The following is a 19,316-nucleotide window of genomic DNA, read 5'->3' on the forward strand; positions in this document are numbered from 1 at the left end:
GTTTTAGTGCGTCACCTCCTCAATGGTCCCCGGGCCTTGATCCAATCCGATAAGCGGAATGTGCGGATATTGACCGACAGAGTGTGCTTGCAACGCGTTCAATAAGCGTGTGACATCGATGCCCATATATGCGGAGGGAACGTTCCGCAGTCGAACGATTCCCGCGTGAACGAGCCTCTGGGCAGCGGCCTCGTTTCCCATGAACCGCTTGAGGTTTGCCGCGGCGAGTTGAATCAGAGATTGGAAGAAGTTGCCTTGTACTGAGTTGCGCCCTGAGGCATGCCACAATCCTTCAAAGACCTCATGCGATTCCCACCAAAAGGCGAAATTATAAAGATCGATCCCATAGAGATAGTCATCTGAGCGCCTCCATTGGGTTGCCGGGAAAAGACCAGGCTTCGGCTCTGGTTGGCCATACGAGTGGCCACGAGGGTTCCGTCGTGGATGCGGTGTCTGGCCTGGCAGATAACGATAGGAAGGGAATGGACGTGGAGAGTAACGGGGCCAGTCGGGACGGAGAGGCCTCGGCTCAGCCGTCACGACACTCATACAGCGGTACATGGTACTTGAAATACGGCTCGGTCTTCCAACCGGATCGCGGTCAGCTGCCGTCCCCACACACAGCCGCTGTCGATGGCTAAAAGGTGATCTTCGCAATGAAGCCCCAGCGCGGCCCAATGGCCGCACACGATGGTGGCATGGCGAGGCTCTCGAGTGTCAACCTTGAACCAAGGGAGATAGCCGGTAGGGATTCGTTCGGGCGGACCGTTGAAAGAAGATTCCATCCGACCCTCGGGAGAACAGGCTCGGAGTCTGGTGAGGACCTTGATGATGGTTGCGAGTCGAGTGGGGCCGGTCAAGTGGGAGGACCACTGTAGATATTTGCTGGGATACAAGGCTCGAAGGATGTCTTGATAAGAAGGACCTTGCAACCCGGCTTCGACTTCGCGGGCCAATCTTTCCACTTCATCAATGGACCATTGCGGCAGCAAACCCGCGTGAACAAGAAGGAAAGAATCCTCGCGATAAACAAGACGTTGTTGACGGACCCACGTCAGGAGCTCGTCACGATCCGGCGCAGTCAGGATCTCCTGGAGCGTGTCCTCCGGACGTTCCGTGACAATGCCCTCGGCCACGGCAAGAAGAAAAAGGTCATGGTTGCCCAGTACGACCACGGCCCGATCTCGAAGATTCTTGATGTAGCGGATGACGTTCAGCGAGTCCGGGCCGCGGTTGACGAGATCGCCGACGAACCACAGTCGATCTATCCTGGGATCAAAGCGAATATGCTGAACGAGGCGTTGCAGAGGCTCGTAGCATCCTTGCACATCGCCGACTGCGTAAGTCGCCATAGAAAAGAACTGTCAACAGTCAATGGTGATTAGTCACTCAAAAAAGAGAAAGCTGAACGTTCTTTGCAATGACTGATGACCAGTGACCAACGACGAGATTAAGGATACCGAGCCTCAATCTTACTTGAGAGCCCGCCGCGCGCGGTGAAGGCGCCGGTCACTGTTGCCCTAACAGGCCGGCAGGCTTTGACAATATCTTGAAGGATCCTGTTGACGGCGTTCTCGTAGAAGATGCCGAGGTTCCGATAGGCATGGATGTACATTTTGAGTGCCTTTAGCTCAAGACAATCTTTGTCGGGCATGTAGTGGAGTGTGATGGTTCCGAAGTCCGGCAAATTGGTTTTTGGGCAAATCGCCGTGTACTCGGGAATCTCAATCGTGATTTCATATCCTTTGTATTGATTGGGGAACGTTTCAATATTCGGCAAAGGGTCGGTTATGCCGCTTTTTGCGTGCCGCTCGTTGTAGCCCAGCTTCGTGGCCTTTTGCTTGTCCCTCATTTTCTCCTCTCTTCGCTCGGGGGCAGTGGAGATGCCTCCTAACTGCGCGCATGCACCGAGCACCGACCTTCATCTAGAGTCTTGATCAAAACTTGTGTGCGCGGTGCGCGAGCACGGGAGGTATCTCCGCTGGCCCATCACACTTGCTTCATCCACTCGGTCTGACCGATTTTTTCCAGTTCCATATAAAGCGAGACCCATGGACATTTCATCTCGGGATAGACCTCGCAGAACCCGCCTTTCCGCACCCCTCCACAGGGGCCGTGCGCCATGAATTTCGGGCATTCGGCTTTGACTGAATCGTCTGGAATCGGTGGGCGTTTATGGACACCACCGGCATGGACACCGGCATCATCTTCGCCTGGGATGAGTACACGAAGTGGCATGGTATGCAGTGTAAACGGAATACGGCAGATCGGCAATGTCTAAACGTGAACGGTTGAAAAGCTTGGAAAGGCTCACCCACGCGAATTTCTTATTCCAGCTATTTGGGACGAATGGCCTACCTTAGCTGGCTGAATCTAGGCCTTTTCATTTGGACATTTTGGGTCCTCTTAGAGTTGCTTTGAATTTCATGGCGTTATACTATCACAGTATGTTCGTCACGAAATTCTTAACAAGGTGGGTGTCACGACAGAGATCAAAAAAGGCTGATCAAAGATTGACAGTCTTTTTTCGCCTTTGCTAGGATGCTCAGGACTCGGTGACTATTACGCAGTGATCGGATTGTCCAAGTCCTCAAGTCCTCAAGTTTTCTTCGATGCATGTCGGCAGTGTCAAAGAATGATGAGCAGCGGTCGGCCGTTGCCAACGATATAAGGGAGGTGCCTGATGAGTCTTGATTATGTCAAATTTTCCAATGGATTTGAGAAGTTCATGCCAAAGGAATATCGAGACATGGTGGAACATGGGCCTTTTGGAAAGAAGGTCACTGTTTCACAAATGGGGAGTTTCAAGGAAGTGTTGGAAGAACACCCCATGTGTGCCGGTTGCGCGATGACGCTCTTCATCAGACTTGCCATAATTGCGTTCCCCAATCCCGAAGATACCATCACTGTGGGGACGGCCGGTTGCGGTCGTCTAGCCATCTCTCAGGCTGCGATCCCCTTTGTTTACGGAAATTATGGTGACCAAAATGGAGTCGCGAGCGGATTGTCTCGCGGCCTTCGTCTTCGCTTTGGCGACAAGCCTAAGGATGTGGTCGTGATGGCCGGAGACGGCGGCACAGCGGACATCGGGTTCCAGCAAGTGCTCCATTCGTGGTTCCGCAAGGAGCGGTTTACGACCATCATGTTGGACAACGAGGTGTATGGAAATACCGGTGGGCAGGAAAGTGGTATGACCAACCGAGGTGCCGTACTGAAAATGGCTCCTCTCGGCAAGAAGTTCGAAAAGATGGATATGCTGCAGATGGCCAAGGTCGCGGGTTGTGCGTATGTGGCGACAGTCGTGCCGAATAATCCGCGCCGTGTGGAAAGCGTCATTAAGAAAGCGGTATTGATCGCTCGAGAAGTCGGATCGACATATATTCAGGCATATACTTCTTGCAACATTGAGTACGCTATTCCGACCGACAAGGTCATGGAAGATGCGAAGACGGTCGAGAACGATCGATACCAGTTCACGGAGTATGTCAGCGAAGAGGCCAAGCAGTATCTTGCCGAGCGCTATGGCTATAAGGAGTTCCTTCCCAAGCCGGCTGCCGCGATTCCTAACAAGGCCTAAGCGGCTGTAAGGAGATTTCATAATGGCGAAACGCTTCAATATTCGAATGGCAGGTGTCGGCGGACAGGGCGTCGTGACCGGCTCTCACATCCTGAGCACGGCCGTCATCAACGCCGGAGGGGAAAGCACGATCGTACCGTTCTATGGATCTGAAAAACGGATGGCGCCGGTCGAAAGCTATGTCCGTGTGTCGGACGAGCCGATTTACGAGATCGGTGAAATCACGTTTCCGCACATCATCATCATTTTTCACCCGCAGGTCATCACGCACGGCAAATCGTACACGATGCCGTTCTACTTCGGATTAAAAGAAGATGGAATTGCTTTGATCAACAATGATGGCCCGATGAATCTTCACAGGGATCAAGCAGCTGAGCTGCAGAAGCTTCGAGCGAAGCTATACTACTTCCCGGCGACCAAGATCTCATTAGAAGTGGCAAGCATGGATCTGGCCACGAACATGGCGCTGATGGGCTGTATCGGCGCGATTACAGGCCTGACGAGCATGGCGGGATTGGATCAGGCCGTCAAGGACCGGTTCCTCGGGAAAGGCTTTGTGGTATCCGGTGGTACTGCCGCGCTCGACAGTGTCGTTGAACGGAAGTTCAAGAAAAAGCAGGAGCTGATCGAGAAGAACGTCGCCGTCATGCGAGCGGGATGGAACTATGCGGTCGACCATGGGTGGGCCGCAACCGAGGTCAAACGCGCGGAGGAACCAGTGGCAACGGCCACTGCCACTGCGTAGGCGAGCCACAAAGGAGTCTTCATGTACCTTGTAGCCGATATTAGCGTTGAAATCTGCGCTGCGAAGAGTTGTAAGCTCTGTACGCAGTACTGTCCGGAAGCCAACACCATCCTTTACAGCGAAGAGATGGGGAAGGATCAGGGATTCAAGTATGGGTCTGCTTATGTCGCGGTAGACCGTTGTAAAGGATGCGCGCAGTGCGTGTGGGTCTGTGACAACATGGCCAAGAACAATGCCATTAAGATGATCATGATCGATCAGTTGCCGAAGGCAGCGTTGACGGACAATATTACGTACGGAGACAAGAGCACCACTGCAGTGCTTGCGAGCCCTGTGGTTGGGTAAGGAAGGGGAGTCAGGCGTGGCAATCACACAAGATACCAGAGAGCGAATCATCGTCCCGGGTCCGGCGGGGTTCCATCCGCCGTCTGCGGCCCAGTTAGGTGTAGCCTTGCCGGATCCTGGGCAGGGATTGTACTACGGTCTTCTCGAGCCGAACGAGGAAGTGGTTATTGAAGAGATGGCTCGTAAGATGCTGACGAGCCCGAACGCGACACTTTTTCCAGGACCGCTGCTGCTCTGGGCTTGGAACGATCACGCCGTGGAAAAAGCGAAGGCGACGTTGGAAATTGCCGCGCAGATTCCGGAAGTCATGATCATCCCGATGCCGGATTATCGGCCGAAGTATCCGAAGATCGACCCTGAAGAAGTCATCAACCCGAACCATCCAAATCTGACGATCTGGGGCAATAAGATCGAAGCCTGCATCTTCATCGGTGTGCATTGCCATTATGCGAATCTCACCCTCAAGATGATTCGAGCGGGAACAAATTGCTGTACCATGGCGATCTGTGCGGAGCAGGGTCATGAGGATGCGATGCTGACGATTCGAGACTCCGATACGCTGAAGATCAAGCGCGTCGCACAGATTTTCAAGCGTATCCGGGAGGAGCTAGGAATCAAGCTACCGGAGAACGGCGAAAATGTTCGTTTTACCGGCACGCAGTCAAAGGTGCATGGCGGTAAGACCCACACTAATCCGATGGCGTTTGCTCCAACCCCTGGTGGGACGGGGAGCGCAGCGATGTTCGGTCATTCTGCCGAGCACATGAAGCGGGAAGGATAAGGCCGGGCGGCAACGCTCGAATTAGCCAAGAGGTGTAACTATGAGCGAGACCGAAGTCAAAACCAATCCACAGGGTGATCCGATTACCAGCGTCGCAGTACCGAAGGTAGATAGAAAGACGGATCCGCACGGCGAAGCCAAAAGACAACGCGTCGTCACGCCGGAATATATGTTTCACGAGGCGCCTCGGACAAAAGAATTCATCACCGGCAGTGAAGCGGCAAAAGAAGCGATCCGTCGTTCGAATGTGGATTTGGCTATCGCGTATCCGATCACGCCGCAGAGCGAAACCATGCAGCTCGTCGGTGTGCTCTACGGTGAAGGCTATGTGAAGGAATATTATCGCGGCGAAGAAGAAGTCGGGGTGATGGCGGCTATCGCCGGTGGGTCGCGAGCGGGTGTCCGTTGCTACACCGCGACGGCCGGTCCTGGTACGCTGCGTGGCCTCGAAGGCATCGCCTCCTGGCCAGGCCACCGTCTTCCGGTCGTCGCCATGTTTACCTGTCGTGTCGTCAATGCCCCGCTGGCCATTCAACCGGACAACATCGAAGTGTCCTATCTGCTCAACTGCGGCATGATCGTGTTCCATGCCGAAAACCAACAAGACATGTTCGATTTCACGATGGCCGGTTTCACGATCAGCGAAAAGAATGACGTGACATTGCCGGTCGGCGTCTGCTGCGACGGTTTTTTCGTCACCCATGCCCGTGGATATGTGCGCATGCAGGATCGTGGCATTAAGCTTCCGCCGCGTGAGGCGTGGCGCGGGGCCGTTCCCGTGCTCGACGCAGAAAATCCTCCCGCGCGTCTCTCCCGCGACGCTCCGGTCCAAAAGTCGAACTTCATGGCCTACAATATTCACGCTGTCTGGCAACAGGAAGTGTGGGCGGCCGTAGAGCGGTCGCGCAAATACATCGATCGATATATGGGCGGATTACTTACTGCGGAGAACGTCGATGATGCCGAAGTGATCATCATTGCGTCCGGCAGCGCTGCCGCGCAGTCGCGCGAAGCGGTCCGTCTCTGCAAAGAGAAGGGCATGAAGGTAGGCTTGATCAAGGTCCGCTCTCTTCGCCCATTCCCGACCAAGGAACTTCGTCAGTTGTGCGGCAAGGCGAAGCTGATCGTGGTTCCGGAATTCAACTACGTCGGCTGGTTGGCGAAGGAAGTGGCGACTGCCATCTACGGTTTCTCCAACGCAAAAATCATCGGTGGTCCGCGCGTGTACGGTGGTCAGTCGATGCCGGTAGAGTTGATCGTGGACGAAGTCGAATCCGGCGTGAGCGGTAAGAAATCCACGAACGTCGCCATGTCGCAGATCATGGGCGGCGTCAATCCTGACGAAGTCGCTCACTTCATGCGCAGCATCTAAAGCGGCGCACGATATAGAAAAACAAGGGCCCGATCCCGTCAAGGATCGGGCCCTTTCTTTTCGGCGCGCCGTATTACTCGTGTATCGTTAAACGACAATGTTTGACGATACCTCTTGCGTTTAACGAGCAACGTTTAACGAATAACGGCTTCACCCCTGAATCTCGTCCTCGATCATCTCTTCGCTGTTCGGCATCCCATAGGCTACGTATTTCGCATAGGACAGATAAATATTCGCGCTATCGGTCATGGCTTTCGAGCCGGCGGTCAGTCGAATAATCTTATCCGAACCAGGTGGCTCAATGTTTTGTAACATCGTGACATGGTCGTGCAGCAGTCGAATATAGCGCTCCACGGCAGATTCAACCTCTTTATAGGCTTTGAGAATATCATCCGTCATAGTTGTCCTCCGTAATAGGCTGAGCATACACTAGGGTCATGCGCAGCCACAATGTCACCGTCTCGCCCCTGGTGCTGACTGCGATTGAGCATGTAGCCAAAAGGGACGGGGGCTCGCGAAAGCGCCTTTCATCCGCGGTTCTTGAACTCTCTAGGCTCTTTACGAAAGGGCGAAATGCGCTGAGCGGTTCCTACCTCGAATCTCCAGCTTTTGCCGCCGCATACCTCAATTATTTTTTGCCGGTGAATCTGTCAAAGATTCAAGTCCTTCTTGATGAGATGCCTGTCGGCCGGATCGGCGAAACATTTTCAGTGCTGGACGTAGGCTCTGGGCCCGGGACAGGGGCACTGGCTGTTCTCGACTGGTGGCATCAGCGATATAAGGATGACACGCTCTCGGTTGTGGCCGTGGACCGCTCTCCTACGGCGTTGCAACAAGGCGAACACCTTTGGAGTGAATATTGCCAAACGGCCGATCTAACAGGCACGAATCTTCAACCTTGCCAGGCAGATGTAGAACAGGCCGGGTGGGTAAAAAAGGTTGAGCCGAGAGTTCCATTCGATCTCATCATTCTCGCGAACTGCTTGAACGAGATCCATGCAGATGCGACAGATCCGATCGTGATGCGAAGCTGTCTCGTGACGGAGCTGTTGGCGTTTCTCGCACCCGAGGGCACCTTGATGATCGTGGAGCCGGCCTTGCGTGAGACTTCCCGACTGCTGCACCAAGTGCGCGACCGATTACTCCAAGAGAAGCGCTGCACCGTCTATAGCCCCTGTCTCCATGAAAACAACTGCCCGGCATTAGTAAAGCCCGATGACTGGTGCCACGAAGAGCGGGCCTGGGACCCACCAAGCTCAATTCAAGAAATTGATGAAGAGATTGGGTTCATCAAAGACGCGCTGAAGTTTTCGTATCTCCTGCTTCGAAAGGACGGGAAGACCATCGTCGATCGACGTCCGGATGTCTATCGAGTCGTGAGCGAACTGCGGGAGCTGAAAGGCGAGAAGCGGGCCTGGCTGTGCAACGAGACAGGACGTCCAGAAATCGGTCGACAGGATCGCCTTGCCTCGCCTCACAATGCGCCGTTTGATGAGTGGCATCGCGGCGCGATCGTGCAGATCGAAAAGATCGTTCACAAAGAACGAAGGGGAAAGGTGTCGACGTTGGGACGGATCGAACACAATGCAGCTGTGCAGATCGTTCGTCCAGTTTGAAGTTCTGGAGAATCTGTACACGTTGTCTTAAAGGTAGGGCCAACGAGGAAGGCGGTCATCATCACCGCCTATCGGGATGAGGAATGATGCAGTGTGATTTCTGTGGGAACTCCGTCCGGCGCTTCTTTCTATAAAACATGAAGAATCCAGGATGTGGACGCTGATGAACGGTTCCTGTTTTTTCTGATACGGCAGACCATTCTGCTTGCGCTCTTTAAAATGAGCACGGATATGTGAGCGCGATAGAGGTCTGACACGAAGGGTTTATGATCAAATCCATAGCCTTCACGGTGTATCCTGTCAGAGAAATGGAGTGTGCACCTGTCTGTCGGATGGCCGCGGTGCTTGGCACCGAAGGCAACGCTATGACGCTACACCAAGTGACGAAGGAGTGATGAAACAGCACGGCGCCGTTCGTTGGAATCAGCGCATGCCACGGAGGGGCGGGAGTGAATGTGGATGTCGCACCGATCTTTGCTTTCATATGAAGCAGAGGAGAAGATTGTTGAACAGGTTTCTTGAGGGTGTTGATGGGATGGGGAGTCTCTTGCGGAGGAGAACTGGCAGCCGTTAATCCGCTTCAGGCTCCGACGATCCGTGCTGGTGGGAAACCTTGTCTTCCTCGAACAGCTCGGCCATTTCTTCGGCGATCATATCACCATCATCCTGAATGGCGATGAGGGGGATTTCTTTTCTCATCGTGGGTTTTTCGTCCGGCGAAGATTGTTCCGGCTGTTTTGGCTTGTCGGTCATGGGGTGAGTATACACCAATGATGAGGAAGAATGGTGGCTGACTTATTCAAACGCTTCCAGTGACGATTTCTCCGGGAACTGTCGTTTGCAGCCCTTGCAAGTTACGAAGTAAATTGCTTCCCGGACGGATAACGTAGCCCGGAAGTCGAGGTCGACTCCGCGATGGTTGCAGGCCGTGCAGGAAATCTCCTTCAAGCGAAACGGCACGTCCGGCTGTGTCCGGAGATAAAACTCCATATCGGTATGGACCGGGAAGGTGTAGAAGCATTTCTTGCAGATGCCCCGCCAGTCACCGTCGGTTCCCATGAACCGTTCGTCAATGGCAAAGCTGGACTGCTTGCAGATGGCGCATTGGACTGTGTTGAGGCGCCGTTCTACTTCCTGTTGAGTGATGGTGACCATAGGATGACGAAATCCGTTCTCCAACCGACGAGGGCGAGTATAGCGGGCGGATAAATGGAATCGCAACCGCCATGACGGAGCCGTGAGAACGCTTGACGCCTATCAGAGTCGAGATATACTGACAACGCGATGCATACGATTACGGACAATCTGCTGGTCGGGAGCATCGTCGATGCGCAGGAGCCTCCTGAGACAATCGGCATACTCCTATTCGTGGCAGAGGAGCTTTCAATCACGCCGGCCGCATGGGTCGATTATCATCGAGTCCCCTTGCGGGAGTTCGCGAAGGCGGATCCCACCAAACTGATGGAAGCCGTTCAATGGCTTGAGTCTCGTGCCGGAAAAGGACGGACCCTGGTCTGTTGTCGGGCGGGAATGGGCCGCTCAGTGTCCGTGGTGATGGCCTATCTGTGTTGCGTGGAGGGTCGGACCTACGATGAAGTTCTGAAGTTGGTCATGGCCCGGCGGCCTGGAGCCATGCCGCTGCCGAATCTCCAGGTCGCCATTGAACAAGTGCGCCAGCTCCGGCGCGCCGCGTAGCAGGCTATTGAACAGTCCTTCCGCTTCGTTCTCACGTCGCACACCTCGCAAAGTCGGCGAGGCGGGCTTCAGAAGCTCAATGTACGGCCTGGGCAAACGCCTGTTCATACAGGCGATGGTTGGACGGGTGAGAGCAGCGGTCTTTTTGAACAGCCTGCGGGCTCTTGTGAAACCGTCTTCTTCCCAATCCCTTCAAGTCCGTCTTGCCTTTCCTCCAATCCTCATGGCGTAATGGCGTTACTCTCCATCTCTTAATCTGGATGTGTGATGCCGGAGCTCCCAGAAGCAGAAGTCGTGGCTCGACAAATCCGTTCTCGTCTTCTTGGCGCGCCGTTAGGAGATGTGTGGGTCGGGCGGGCGGATATCGTGCGAGAGGGATTCTCGACCTTATCTTGGTATCCCGGCGCCAGCCTGCAGTCTGTCGAGCGATTCGGCAAGAGTGTGGCCCTTGGATTTATGAAGGACAAGGTCTGTCGCTATGTCGTGGCTGAACTTGGGATGACCGGACTTCTCCTGTTCCAGTCCACGCCGACGAAACACCCACAGCACGTCCATGTGAAGATGTTGTTTGAAGACACGTATGAGCCGGAATTGCGGTATTGGAACCCCCGTCGGTTTGGGCGGCTGTCGTTGTTGGATCGAGCAGGATTGGACCGATATCGCACCCGCCGATTTGGACTGGATCCGCTCTCCGCGTCGCAGCAGGATTTTGTGAGCCTGTTGCAAGTTCGACGCGGCCGGCTCAAATCGCTCTTGATGCATCAACAAGTCATCGCCGGAGTCGGGAATATCTATGCGAATGAGATTCTCTTTCGAGCCGGTCTGCACCCCCATGCTCAAATCAGCAGACTGTCGGTGGCCGGGGTTGAAAAGCTTTACCGGATCATGGGTGAGGTTTTTCATGAGGCGATTGCCTGCGGAGGATCGAGCGTCCGAGATTTTTTTGCTCCCGACGGAACAGAGGGGCAATATAAACGCCGACATCTGGTGTATGGAAAAGAGGGACAGCCCTGCCCCAATCGCTGTGGACAGGTTATCCGCCGTCTCCAAGGTGAACGGAGTTCATTTGTGTGTCCTGCCTGCCAGAACTGCACAATGTCACGGTGACGTTCCCTCGTCGGCGCTCTCGCTATCGACATAAATGATGAGTGTCGGCACAAACCCTACAGGAAAGCAGACGAAAGGATTCACAGAGGACCGGCCTGTCTACCGGCTGGCAATCAATGAATGTATTGCGATGAAAGCGCGGGGGAGTCACGAATCCACAAGAAATTGAGCTGTTGCACGGAGGCCTACACCGTGAGGGACTTCAGCTCAGTACCGGCATAGTGCTTGCTTTGCACCTGAGCGCCGGCGCGGTCGCGCAAAGTTAAAGATGCAAACGGCTCAGTCATGGCCTTGTCATTATCGTATCAATGGGCGTACCCTCGGCACAGATACGTAGACCCATTCTCATCAAGTGACATGATGTGGAGTGCGGCGTATGGACGAGCACGATAAGACAAGGACGCTGGCGCGTTATCTCGAAGAAACATTGGCCCGGGCAAAGTTGGTGGGGAAGGCCCGCTGTTTCTTGCAGGTGATCGAGGACCTGTCCACGATCGAGAAGAGCGATGCCGCTGTCTTGCTCATGGGTGAGACGGGGACCGGGAAAGAACTGTTTGCGCGGGCCATTCACTATCTGAGCGGCAGGGCCGACGGCCCGTTCGTCGCCCTGAATTGTGGTTCCTTGCCCGACACGCTGCTTGAAGATGAGTTATTCGGGCACGAGCGAGGAGCGTTCACGGATGCGCATCTACGCAGATCCGGCCTGATCGCGCAAGCTGAAAACGGGACACTCTTTCTGGATGAAGTGGATTCCCTGAGCGCGCGGGCACAGGTGGTTTTACTCCGTGTGCTCCAGGATAAAAAGTACCGGGCCGTAGGAGCCAGCGGCGAGCGGCAGGCCGATGTAAGAATTCTTGCGGCGACCAACGCGAGGCTGGATCAGTCGGTTCAACGGCAGACCTTTCGCGCGGACCTCTACTATCGGCTGTCGGTCTTTACTCTCAGCCTGCCGCCCCTCCGCGACCGAAAGGACGATATCGCCGAATTGGCTGCCCACTTTATTAAGAAGCATGCGCCGACAGAGCGGGGCCCTGTTCGACTGACCCCTGCCGCAGCGACGGCCATGCTCGGCTACGATTGGCCTGGTAACGTCAGAGAACTTGAAAATGCGGTCATTCGTGGCATTCACCGGGCAAAGAGGAATGAATGGATCGATGCGCAGGATCTTGGATTGCCTTTGCCGAACGATGAGCAAACTGAGGGCGGGCCGCCGCCCGGCGCACAGACCCTCAAAGCCCTGAAGCAGCAAAATATCATATGGTTTGAGCGGAAGTATCTGATGAGTCTGATGACGGAGTGCCGCGGCAATGTCACGCATGCGGCTCGCAAGGCAGGGAAAGAACGACGGGCATTCGGCCGATTGCTCCAGAAATATCAAATCGATCCGAAAGGTTTCGCATTTCCCGCTTCGTGACTGGGCGCCGGCATATGGCCGGGCGGATATTCTCCCACTCTCCGGGTCATCACAGACCCACCAAGTAATTATCCAAAAGTTCAGCAGGTTATCGTCAGAACACAGCATTGAGAGGGATATCTTCCGTGGGGAGAACCTGCCCCACTTTTAATGCCTCCTTCCTGACATCTGCTCGGAATTCCTTGAAAACTGATTGGTCTCCGCTCCGGATGCCCAAGTCCGATTCTTGCTCACTTGCTCAATGGTGCGTGAACAGAAGAAGAGGCGCACGCAATCGGTGTCATCCATGTCATCAGAGAATGAAGAAGAGGGAGTCGTGGCCGAGGCCTTTCTCAATTATTTGGCCGATTGTCCACTGGCGATGGACACCGAAGAGGGCATTGCGGAGTGGTGGCTGATGCGACATCGGGCAAAGGTCACAGCGGAAACCGTAAGGAAGGTCCTGAAACAGTTGCTTGAGAGGGGACGAATCGAAGCAGTAGGAACCGGTGCGCATACACGGTATCGGCTCAAACCGTAATGGCAGAGTGGACGGTATGAAGAAACAAGCGGTACGGAGAGAAAGCAAACCGGACCCTGCTGTCACACAAGGTTTGACGAACATCGTGGACGACCCTATAGCCAAAACATCCAATTCAGCTGCCGCCGATACGGTGACGTCCCATGAGCAGAGTTATGCCGGCTTGCTCCCGCTCTTGACGCGCCTCGACCGGCGTCTGGCGGCGGCCGTCGAAGCGGCCGAGCGCCTGTTTGCCGCGCGCGCCGGGGGAGATCTCTATCGAGGTCTGGCTATCTCTCCGGCCGATGTGGCAGCGGCACTCGGGCGTACGCCAGGAGAACCGTTCCCTCCACTCAGCTTACAAGGTTACGAGATCGCAGAAGCCACTCACTCGCTCAGTCTGCGGCGGTTGCTATGGCTCCAGCGTGTGTACGGGCTGACGGACTTTGATCTGGACGTGATCCTGATCGGGCTCGCGCCTGAACTAGACTTGCGCTACGAGCGGATCTACGCATACCTGCATGATGATATCAGCCGGCGCCGCCCCAGCATCGACCTCGCGCTCAATCTACTGTGCGTCTCAGCGGGACAGAAACTCCAGCAGCGCGAGCGGTTCGCGCCCGATGCACCGTTGGTGCGCAATCGTGTGATCGACATCTTCGCCGATCCGCATCACGTCAATCCGCCGCTGTTGTCGCGCCACTATCGCGTCGATGAGCAGATCGTTCGGTTGCTGTTGCTCGAGGATAGCCTGGATTCACGGCTCGCCGCATTTTGCGAGATGGCCGCGCCGCTGCCGTCGGACGAACGAGCGCCGCTTGCAGAATCGATGGAGCAAGAGCTCCATGCGGTAGCCTCCGTCCATGCGCAATCGCCGGTACGGCTCTACTTTCACGGACCGTCATACTGCGGGCAAGTCGAGGCCGTCGGGTTGCTGGCAACGGTGCTTGATATCCGTGTGCTTAACGCCGATCTCCACAGGCTCGGTGCAGATGCCGCGTCAACACGAGACAGCACATTCACTGTACTGGTGCGCGAAGCCTGGTTCCGCGGCGCGTTGCTCTATCTGCGAGGCATTGATAAGGCCGCGGAATCCCTGCTCCCCAATCAGTGGAACGTTTTGTGGCGGGCGCTCAAGGATTTGCCTGTCCATTTCGTTTTCGAAGGCAAGCAAGCATGGATACCCTCCGCCGACAAGCCGCCTGGCGTGGTGACGCGCGCCTTCGCCTATCCGGACCTTGCGCAACGCACGCAATGGTGGCGGCAGTGTCTACGGCAACACAAGCTGGAGATGGAAGAGGAATCGCTGATCAGACTGGCGCAGCGCTACCGGATGACGAATGCCCAGATCCAAGATGCCGCGGCGGTTGCCGCTTCATCGGCGGGGAAGTCCCAGGCGCAAGCCCTCTTCGCCGCCGCGCGCGCCCAATGCGGACATGATCTGGCTGTGCTCGCCACAAAGATTAAGCCACATGCCACCTGGGATGACCTCGTGTTACCCGCCGATGAAACAGCGCAATTGCGCGAAGTCTGCGACCGCTTCAACTACCGCGATAAAGTCCTCAATGAATGGGGCTTCGCAAAGAAGCTCTCTTATGGCCTCGGCATCACCGCGCTGTTTTCCGGTGGATCGGGCACCGGCAAGACCATGGCGGCCGAAGTCATGGCCAACGCGCTGGGGCTGGATCTGTACCGGATCGACCTTGCCCAGGTCGTGAGCAAATACATCGGCGAGACGGAAAAGAACCTCGACAAAGTCTTCACCGCGGCGACGAATGCCAACGCCATTCTATTCTTCGACGAGGCCGACGCGCTGTTCGGCAAGCGCTCGGAAGTGAAAGATTCACACGACCGCTATGCCAACCTCGAAATCAGTTATCTGCTGCAGAAAATGGAGCAGTACGAGGGCATCGCGATCCTAGCCACCAATCTGAGCGACAATCTCGACCAGGCATTCACGCGGCGGCTCGCGTTCAGCATCCATTTCCCGTTTCCGGACGAGGCGGCACGATTGCAGCTTTGGACGCGTGCATGGCCGGAAGCGGTACCGATTGCCACATCCGTAGATAGGAACCTACTTGCGCGTGAAGTGAAGCTGGCTGGGGGAAATATCAAAAACATCGCAGTCACGGCGGCGTTCAAGGCGGCGGGGAATGGCGGCGTCGTTGATATGGCGCACATGTCCGAGTCGGTGCGGAGGGAGTCGCAGAAAAACGGTCTTGCGCACGTGTCGGTGGCGTCTGTTTGGGCCCGGTGATACCGGTCCAGACGAGAGGAGCACGGTAGAACACCATGGGTGCAGGTGGACGGCAACTCGAAGAGTTTCCAGTGCGGGTCAGCCCAAAGCGGCCGACCGGCAGTCCCACGCCAATGGTGGAGCAGGCAGCGCCTGACAATCAGGCGAAGCTGATGTGGCTGAAGGACGTGGCCGATGCCATCACGCTGCCTGAACACGCTCTCGATCCGTCGAACCGTCATGCGTGGCAGCGTTTCGATCAGAGCAGGTTCGTTCGGAAAGAGCATTTCGAAGAAACGCTCGCAGCGGCACCCGGCGACTATCTGAAGCTCCAGGCGAAGCTGGAGGAAGACGGACCGCCCACCAGCGAAGCGGAGAGAGATCGTTTTGCTGTGCGGCTGAAGATACTGGTCCGGCTCCAAGCGCTGGGCGTGATGGCGGCGCATCGCGCTGTCATGGAGGGACGGGAGTCCGCGACTCTCTCGTCGTTGAAAGGCACGGGGAAGGGCGGTGCCAACAAACGCTTGGAGACGGTCGCGATGGTCCTCCTAGCGGCTGATCGAATCCGCGAACTCAACGAAATCAAGGCGAGCCTCGTAGATTCCCGCTCGCGTCTCCGTCGCATTTCCAGCCGGGCAATTCAGGAGTCTCGGCTTGGGGTCGAGGAGACTGAAACCTATCTGACGGAGATAAGCGAGCAAATAACGGCCTTCCAAGACGACGACGCGAGAGGACGCTTCAACTACAGTGTCCAGCGTTTTGCCGAACCGGACGCGGACAAGCGGATATGGCCCGCAGCCTTACGGACGCTGGCGGATAACCTCGTCGACTGGCGGCAAGGCCAGATCAACATTGTTGCCCACATGCTCTACAGCCTTCATGAGGCATTTCCTTTCTTTGCCAAGGCCGATACCGAAGACATACTTCAGAGCATTTCGGAGGAAGAGGTTGTTGCGCGGACGAGGGCCGGGTTCACCGAGCTGCTGGAGGCAATCGATATTGCAACGATCGAGATCGGTTCAGGAGACATCGACGCGTTCGATCTGCCCGAGGCTCTTAAGCTGACCATTCATGATCTTTCACCGGCGTTGCAGAACGCCGCTCATCGTGTCATCGCGCATCACAGGACGGTTCAATTCTGGAAAACCATGGGCTTGACAGGCCTGCAGCTCGCAATCGCGTTCGTTCCCGTAGTGGGTCCCTTCATTGCTGCCGGAATTGGCGCGGCGCAGCTCGGCGCTGATCTGGAGTCGATGCTCGACAAGAGTGCTCTGGCTGCCGGGTCTAACCAGCCGGGCAGGGGAATGCTTGGCGTCGAAGGACCGAGTTCGGGCGAGTGGGCGATGATGATTGCAGTCGCTGCAATGACCATCGCTGATCTTCGGGCCGGGGTGAAGATTGCGAAGGGGCCTTCGGCGCCACGTCCGATGCACGAGCTGGATTACGAGCTCGCTGAGCCGAGAGGGCTCTTCGAGGAGCGTGCGCCAGTTGGTGAGCAGGGCCCTCTTAAGTCACGTGTAGAGCCTTCGAAATTCGCACGGACTCGCACTGAAGCGCCAACAAAACAAAACATGAGGGCGCGCACGCGCGAAACCGGTGGGAGCGAGCGTCGTGGGCCTAAATGGGATACGGGCGAACGAACGCCGCCGGGGGCTGGTGGGCAGCGAGCCAAAGCGACTGGAACAGGCGATACAGCCGCTGATGTTCGATCGGCGGCCGTTCGACCTAGCGATCGAGAGGTGGCCGAAGTCATCAATCTTCCCAAAGAGAATGTCGCTGTAGCTAGTATTGGCGGCAAAGGTGGGGTAAAGGACCTCCCATCCATTCCTTCACCGACAAGAGAAGTTGTACCTGGTTTACCTGCGAAGGAGGGCTCCAGTCCCAATTTGTCTCCTAGGAGATTGACGCCTGGAGAAAAATCCGCCCTTGGTAAGCCGCTCAGCCCGGAAGGCGTAGCACCGGTGAGTGAGATCTCCCCTGAAGTGACGCCCAGGGACCTTCCGCTCGAGCCTGGGGAATTTTCTAGATTAGACCTTAGGAGCCCCGGCAAGAAGACGATTGGTCCGGCACAAAAGATTTCTGACCTCCGTGCTCGATCAGAATTTGACACCAGTGGCCCGCTGTTGGGTGCTTCCGAAGAGTATCTGGAGGTTCCCCCAATGTCTGAGGGAAAGGTACCTCAGTTCGATACCAGCCGCCCGATGCTGGCTGATCCGGCACAGCCCGTGGATCTCGGCCTGATGCCAGCTGGGCCACGCCTCAAGCCTCCTAAGAGCAAGAAAGAGTTGGCGAAATTTGGAAAACCGTTCAAGCGAATCTTTGGCGAGCCGAGCGAGTTCAGGTCCGGCACCAATCGACGCATTGGTATGTCGTTCAACGAGCGCAACGCCGCTGAAACTATGTACGGCCTCGAGACCGACTACAACATAACCGCAGGCCGGCCGAACCGCGTCACATACCGTGTTGTTGCAGGAACGAGGGATCGTGTTGTGCAAACCGATCGTGCGTTCACGCGACAAGAAGCAACAGAGGGGGCCCAAGCGACGACCGATGATTATACGAATACTGGATGGGATCGCGGTCATCTTGCTCAGCGCGAAGCGTTCAAGGGGAATGTAGATGCTGAGCTTGCTGCGGATCAGATGCCAAACATCGTGCCAATGCATCCCAACCTCAACCGAGGAGAGGGATCCCCCTGGCGCGCCGCTGAGGCTGAGACCGTCAGGCTTGCCGATAAGTACGGCACTGTCACGGTCGAGGTTACGCCGGTCTATGAGGCTAATCCGCCGCGGCTCCCCAACGGGACACCCATCCCGAAGGAGATCCATCGTAAGGTCATCGCACCGGACGGGAAAATTCTCCTAGACATCAGTTACTCCAATAACTGATTACCGCTATGTTTGCATGAGAAAATGAGGACAGGCTGCTTTTTCAAAGTCAAGGCGTCAATGACTAATTTACCAAATCATACTCAAAAACGAGTTCGCAATAGAACGTTCGGACGGCAGATGATCAAAAGAAATACCCTGTTCGTCCTTTGGAGTCTGCGACGTGTTTGATCTCCTCGATCATATGCTGACGGAGCTGATTAAAGCTGCACCCACAGGTGTGTCGCTTGATGATCTGCATAATGCTCAGGCCAGCTTCGTGACGCCCAAACAGCCATATCCCCTGCAGGGCAATGCCGAAGTGAATCTGTTTCTCTATGAGACGAAGGAGAACCGCGATCTTCGCGATCCGATGCCGATCACGAGGCAGCAAAACAGCCTGAGCCTTCGGCGACGCTCACCCTTACGGGTGGATTGCGCATACATGGTGACCACATGGACCGATGGAGCGACGGAAGGCGCCAAGGTGACGGCCTCGCACAAGCTGCTCGGCCAGGCGTTCAACTGGCTGTCGCGGTTTCCGGTCATTCCAGATGCATATGTGCAAGCCGGCGGGCTCACGGGGCAACTCTACGCTCCGCCGACCATGGTCGCGCAAATGGATGGGGCCAAGAGCGCCGGCGAATTCTGGAGCGCGCTCGGGATTCCGCCTCGTCCGTATTTCAATCTCATCGTGACGATCTGCATGGATCTCGACCAGTCGGTCGAGGGTTCGATCGTCACCACCGTCTCGTCCCGCTACTGCCAGATGGGCACGGTTGCAGCTCCGGACGAGCTGATTACGATCGGCGGCACGGTGCGGGACATCAGCGGCAATCCGGTGAGGGAGGCCTGGGTGCGGCTCGAGTCGCCGAATCCAGCGCAAACCCAGACGCAAGTCGCCGATGCCAACGGTCGGTTTTTGTTTGAACGTGTCGCGCAAGGAGCGAGCTACACATTGCGGGCTCGCGCGAGTGGGTACCACGAAGCGACGCCACGGTCTGTCGAGGTGCCGTCCACGATGGCCGGTGAGTACGACCTGCAACTTACCGCATAAGACAC

Annotated in this window: 20 protein-coding genes; 13 read left to right on the forward strand and 7 right to left on the reverse strand. The window is 56.0% G+C overall.

Translation table 11 applies throughout. The features are described 5' to 3' along the window. Window positions 1-3 precede the first annotated feature (3 nt). The 4 genes from COMA2_RS21260 to COMA2_RS21265 form a co-directional block, all read right to left on the reverse strand. Window positions 4-561, reverse strand: coding sequence for a DUF309 domain-containing protein (locus COMA2_RS21260; protein ID WP_090895450.1), 558 nt, complete (start codon window positions 559-561; stop codon window positions 4-6). Continuing rightward, complete coding sequence (locus COMA2_RS05680; protein WP_090895452.1) at window positions 546-1,352, reverse strand: symmetrical bis(5'-nucleosyl)-tetraphosphatase; 807 nt, start codon at window positions 1,350-1,352, stop codon at window positions 546-548. The genes COMA2_RS21260 and COMA2_RS05680 overlap by 16 nt, the downstream gene beginning before the upstream one ends. Before the next feature lie 98 nt (window positions 1,353-1,450). Beyond that, window positions 1,451-1,852 (reverse strand): preQ(1) synthase, encoded by a 402-nt coding sequence (gene queF, locus COMA2_RS05685; RefSeq protein WP_090895568.1) that lies wholly within the window; start codon window positions 1,850-1,852, stop codon window positions 1,451-1,453. 137 nt (window positions 1,853-1,989) lie between these two features. After that, window positions 1,990-2,238: a methylenetetrahydrofolate reductase C-terminal domain-containing protein gene (locus COMA2_RS21265; protein WP_090895453.1), complete on the reverse strand. Its 249-nt coding sequence runs from the start codon at window positions 2,236-2,238 to the stop codon at window positions 1,990-1,992. Between the two features lie 445 nt (window positions 2,239-2,683). Here COMA2_RS21265 and COMA2_RS05695 point away from each other — a divergent pair, with 445 nt between their 5' ends. From COMA2_RS05695 to COMA2_RS05715, 5 genes are all read left to right on the forward strand, one after another. Continuing rightward, a complete protein-coding gene (locus COMA2_RS05695; RefSeq protein WP_090895456.1) occupies window positions 2,684-3,577 on the forward strand; it encodes a thiamine pyrophosphate-dependent enzyme in 894 nt (297 codons plus the stop codon). Between the two features lie 22 nt (window positions 3,578-3,599). Then, window positions 3,600-4,322 (forward strand): 2-oxoacid:acceptor oxidoreductase family protein, encoded by a 723-nt coding sequence (locus COMA2_RS05700; RefSeq protein ID WP_090895458.1) that lies wholly within the window; start codon window positions 3,600-3,602, stop codon window positions 4,320-4,322. A 21-nt stretch (window positions 4,323-4,343) separates the two neighbouring features. Then, a complete protein-coding gene (locus COMA2_RS05705) occupies window positions 4,344-4,667 on the forward strand; it encodes a pyruvate ferredoxin oxidoreductase (protein ID WP_217490639.1) in 324 nt (107 codons plus the stop codon). Window positions 4,668-4,683: 16 nt separating this feature from the next. Next, entirely contained in the window at window positions 4,684-5,448 is a 765-nt protein-coding gene (locus tag COMA2_RS05710; RefSeq protein ID WP_090895459.1) for a carbon monoxide dehydrogenase beta subunit family protein, read from the forward strand. 169 nt (window positions 5,449-5,617) lie between these two features. Next, window positions 5,618-6,820 (forward strand): transketolase C-terminal domain-containing protein, encoded by a 1,203-nt coding sequence (locus COMA2_RS05715; RefSeq protein ID WP_342672599.1) that lies wholly within the window; start codon window positions 5,618-5,620, stop codon window positions 6,818-6,820. 150 nt (window positions 6,821-6,970) lie between these two features. Here the strand turns inward: COMA2_RS05715 and COMA2_RS05720 are convergent, their stop codons facing one another. Then, a complete protein-coding gene (locus COMA2_RS05720; protein WP_090895463.1) occupies window positions 6,971-7,219 on the reverse strand; it encodes a hypothetical protein in 249 nt (82 codons plus the stop codon). Between the two features lie 38 nt (window positions 7,220-7,257). On the opposite strand from COMA2_RS05720, the gene COMA2_RS05725 reads away from it, so the two are divergent. Beyond that, window positions 7,258-8,436, forward strand: a complete 1,179-nt coding sequence (locus COMA2_RS05725) for a small ribosomal subunit Rsm22 family protein (RefSeq protein ID WP_090895465.1) — start codon at window positions 7,258-7,260, stop codon at window positions 8,434-8,436. Between the two features lie 570 nt (window positions 8,437-9,006). Here COMA2_RS05725 and COMA2_RS05730 read toward each other — a convergent pair. Both COMA2_RS05730 and COMA2_RS05735 read right to left on the reverse strand, forming a co-directional pair. Continuing rightward, on the reverse strand, window positions 9,007-9,189 hold the full coding sequence (locus COMA2_RS05730; RefSeq protein ID WP_139077095.1) for a hypothetical protein: 183 nt from the start codon (window positions 9,187-9,189) through the stop codon (window positions 9,007-9,009). 42 nt (window positions 9,190-9,231) lie between these two features. After that, window positions 9,232-9,591, reverse strand: coding sequence for a hypothetical protein (locus COMA2_RS05735; protein ID WP_090895469.1), 360 nt, complete (start codon window positions 9,589-9,591; stop codon window positions 9,232-9,234). Window positions 9,592-9,720: 129 nt separating this feature from the next. Here COMA2_RS05735 and COMA2_RS05740 point away from each other — a divergent pair, with 129 nt between their 5' ends. The 7 genes from COMA2_RS05740 (at window position 9,721) to COMA2_RS05770 (ending at window position 19,311) form a co-directional block, all read left to right on the forward strand. Continuing rightward, the gene (locus COMA2_RS05740; RefSeq protein ID WP_090895470.1) at window positions 9,721-10,131 is read left to right on the forward strand and encodes a dual specificity protein phosphatase family protein; all 411 of its coding nucleotides are present in this window, start codon (window positions 9,721-9,723) and stop codon (window positions 10,129-10,131) included. Window positions 10,132-10,398: 267 nt separating this feature from the next. Next, window positions 10,399-11,238 carry a bifunctional DNA-formamidopyrimidine glycosylase/DNA-(apurinic or apyrimidinic site) lyase gene (gene mutM / locus COMA2_RS05745; RefSeq protein WP_090895472.1) on the forward strand — a complete coding sequence of 280 codons (840 nt, stop codon included), beginning with the start codon at window positions 10,399-10,401 and terminating at the stop codon, window positions 11,236-11,238. 376 nt (window positions 11,239-11,614) lie between these two features. Then, the gene (locus tag COMA2_RS05750; RefSeq protein WP_090895474.1) at window positions 11,615-12,652 is read left to right on the forward strand and encodes a sigma-54 interaction domain-containing protein; all 1,038 of its coding nucleotides are present in this window, start codon (window positions 11,615-11,617) and stop codon (window positions 12,650-12,652) included. Window positions 12,653-12,938: 286 nt separating this feature from the next. Next, a complete protein-coding gene (locus COMA2_RS05755; protein WP_139077097.1) occupies window positions 12,939-13,172 on the forward strand; it encodes a hypothetical protein in 234 nt (77 codons plus the stop codon). A 16-nt stretch (window positions 13,173-13,188) separates the two neighbouring features. Continuing rightward, window positions 13,189-15,408: an ATP-binding protein gene (locus COMA2_RS05760; protein WP_090895477.1), complete on the forward strand. Its 2,220-nt coding sequence runs from the start codon at window positions 13,189-13,191 to the stop codon at window positions 15,406-15,408. 35 nt (window positions 15,409-15,443) lie between these two features. Then, window positions 15,444-18,275 carry a DNA/RNA non-specific endonuclease gene (locus tag COMA2_RS05765; RefSeq protein ID WP_090895479.1) on the forward strand — a complete coding sequence of 944 codons (2,832 nt, stop codon included), beginning with the start codon at window positions 15,444-15,446 and terminating at the stop codon, window positions 18,273-18,275. 163 nt (window positions 18,276-18,438) lie between these two features. Further along, window positions 18,439-19,311 carry a Pvc16 family protein gene (locus COMA2_RS05770; RefSeq protein WP_090895481.1) on the forward strand — a complete coding sequence of 291 codons (873 nt, stop codon included), beginning with the start codon at window positions 18,439-18,441 and terminating at the stop codon, window positions 19,309-19,311. The last annotated feature ends 5 nt before the right edge of the window (window positions 19,312-19,316 follow it).

It is taken from the genome of Candidatus Nitrospira nitrificans (assembly GCF_001458775.1).
In the GTDB taxonomy this organism is placed as follows: Bacteria; Nitrospirota; Nitrospiria; order Nitrospirales; family Nitrospiraceae; genus Nitrospira_D; species Nitrospira_D nitrificans.

Excerpts from the sequence above, each read along its gene's own strand:
- COMA2_RS05705 (WP_217490639.1), top strand. The coding sequence starts at position 4,344 with ATGTACCTTGTAGCCGATATTAGCGTTGAAATCTGCGCTGCGAAGAGT.
- COMA2_RS21265 (WP_090895453.1), bottom strand. The coding sequence starts at position 2,238 with ATGCCACTTCGTGTACTCATCCCAGGCGAAGATGATGCCGGTGTCCAT.
- COMA2_RS05695 (WP_090895456.1), top strand. The coding sequence starts at position 2,684 with ATGAGTCTTGATTATGTCAAATTTTCCAATGGATTTGAGAAGTTCATG.
- COMA2_RS05680 (WP_090895452.1), bottom strand. The coding sequence starts at position 1,352 with ATGGCGACTTACGCAGTCGGCGATGTGCAAGGATGCTACGAGCCTCTG.
- COMA2_RS05700 (WP_090895458.1), top strand. The coding sequence starts at position 3,600 with ATGGCGAAACGCTTCAATATTCGAATGGCAGGTGTCGGCGGACAGGGC.
- COMA2_RS05765 (WP_090895479.1), top strand. The coding sequence starts at position 15,444 with ATGGGTGCAGGTGGACGGCAACTCGAAGAGTTTCCAGTGCGGGTCAGC.
- mutM (WP_090895472.1), top strand. The coding sequence starts at position 10,399 with ATGCCGGAGCTCCCAGAAGCAGAAGTCGTGGCTCGACAAATCCGTTCT.
- COMA2_RS05735 (WP_090895469.1), bottom strand. The coding sequence starts at position 9,591 with ATGGTCACCATCACTCAACAGGAAGTAGAACGGCGCCTCAACACAGTC.
- COMA2_RS05715 (WP_342672599.1), top strand. The coding sequence starts at position 5,618 with ATGTTTCACGAGGCGCCTCGGACAAAAGAATTCATCACCGGCAGTGAA.
- COMA2_RS05740 (WP_090895470.1), top strand. The coding sequence starts at position 9,721 with ATGCATACGATTACGGACAATCTGCTGGTCGGGAGCATCGTCGATGCG.
- COMA2_RS05730 (WP_139077095.1), bottom strand. The coding sequence starts at position 9,189 with ATGACCGACAAGCCAAAACAGCCGGAACAATCTTCGCCGGACGAAAAA.
- COMA2_RS05760 (WP_090895477.1), top strand. The coding sequence starts at position 13,189 with ATGAAGAAACAAGCGGTACGGAGAGAAAGCAAACCGGACCCTGCTGTC.
- queF (WP_090895568.1), bottom strand. The coding sequence starts at position 1,852 with ATGAGGGACAAGCAAAAGGCCACGAAGCTGGGCTACAACGAGCGGCAC.
- COMA2_RS05725 (WP_090895465.1), top strand. The coding sequence starts at position 7,258 with ATGCGCAGCCACAATGTCACCGTCTCGCCCCTGGTGCTGACTGCGATT.
- COMA2_RS05750 (WP_090895474.1), top strand. The coding sequence starts at position 11,615 with ATGGACGAGCACGATAAGACAAGGACGCTGGCGCGTTATCTCGAAGAA.
- COMA2_RS05755 (WP_139077097.1), top strand. The coding sequence starts at position 12,939 with ATGTCATCAGAGAATGAAGAAGAGGGAGTCGTGGCCGAGGCCTTTCTC.
- COMA2_RS05720 (WP_090895463.1), bottom strand. The coding sequence starts at position 7,219 with ATGACGGATGATATTCTCAAAGCCTATAAAGAGGTTGAATCTGCCGTG.
- COMA2_RS21260 (WP_090895450.1), bottom strand. The coding sequence starts at position 561 with ATGTACCGCTGTATGAGTGTCGTGACGGCTGAGCCGAGGCCTCTCCGT.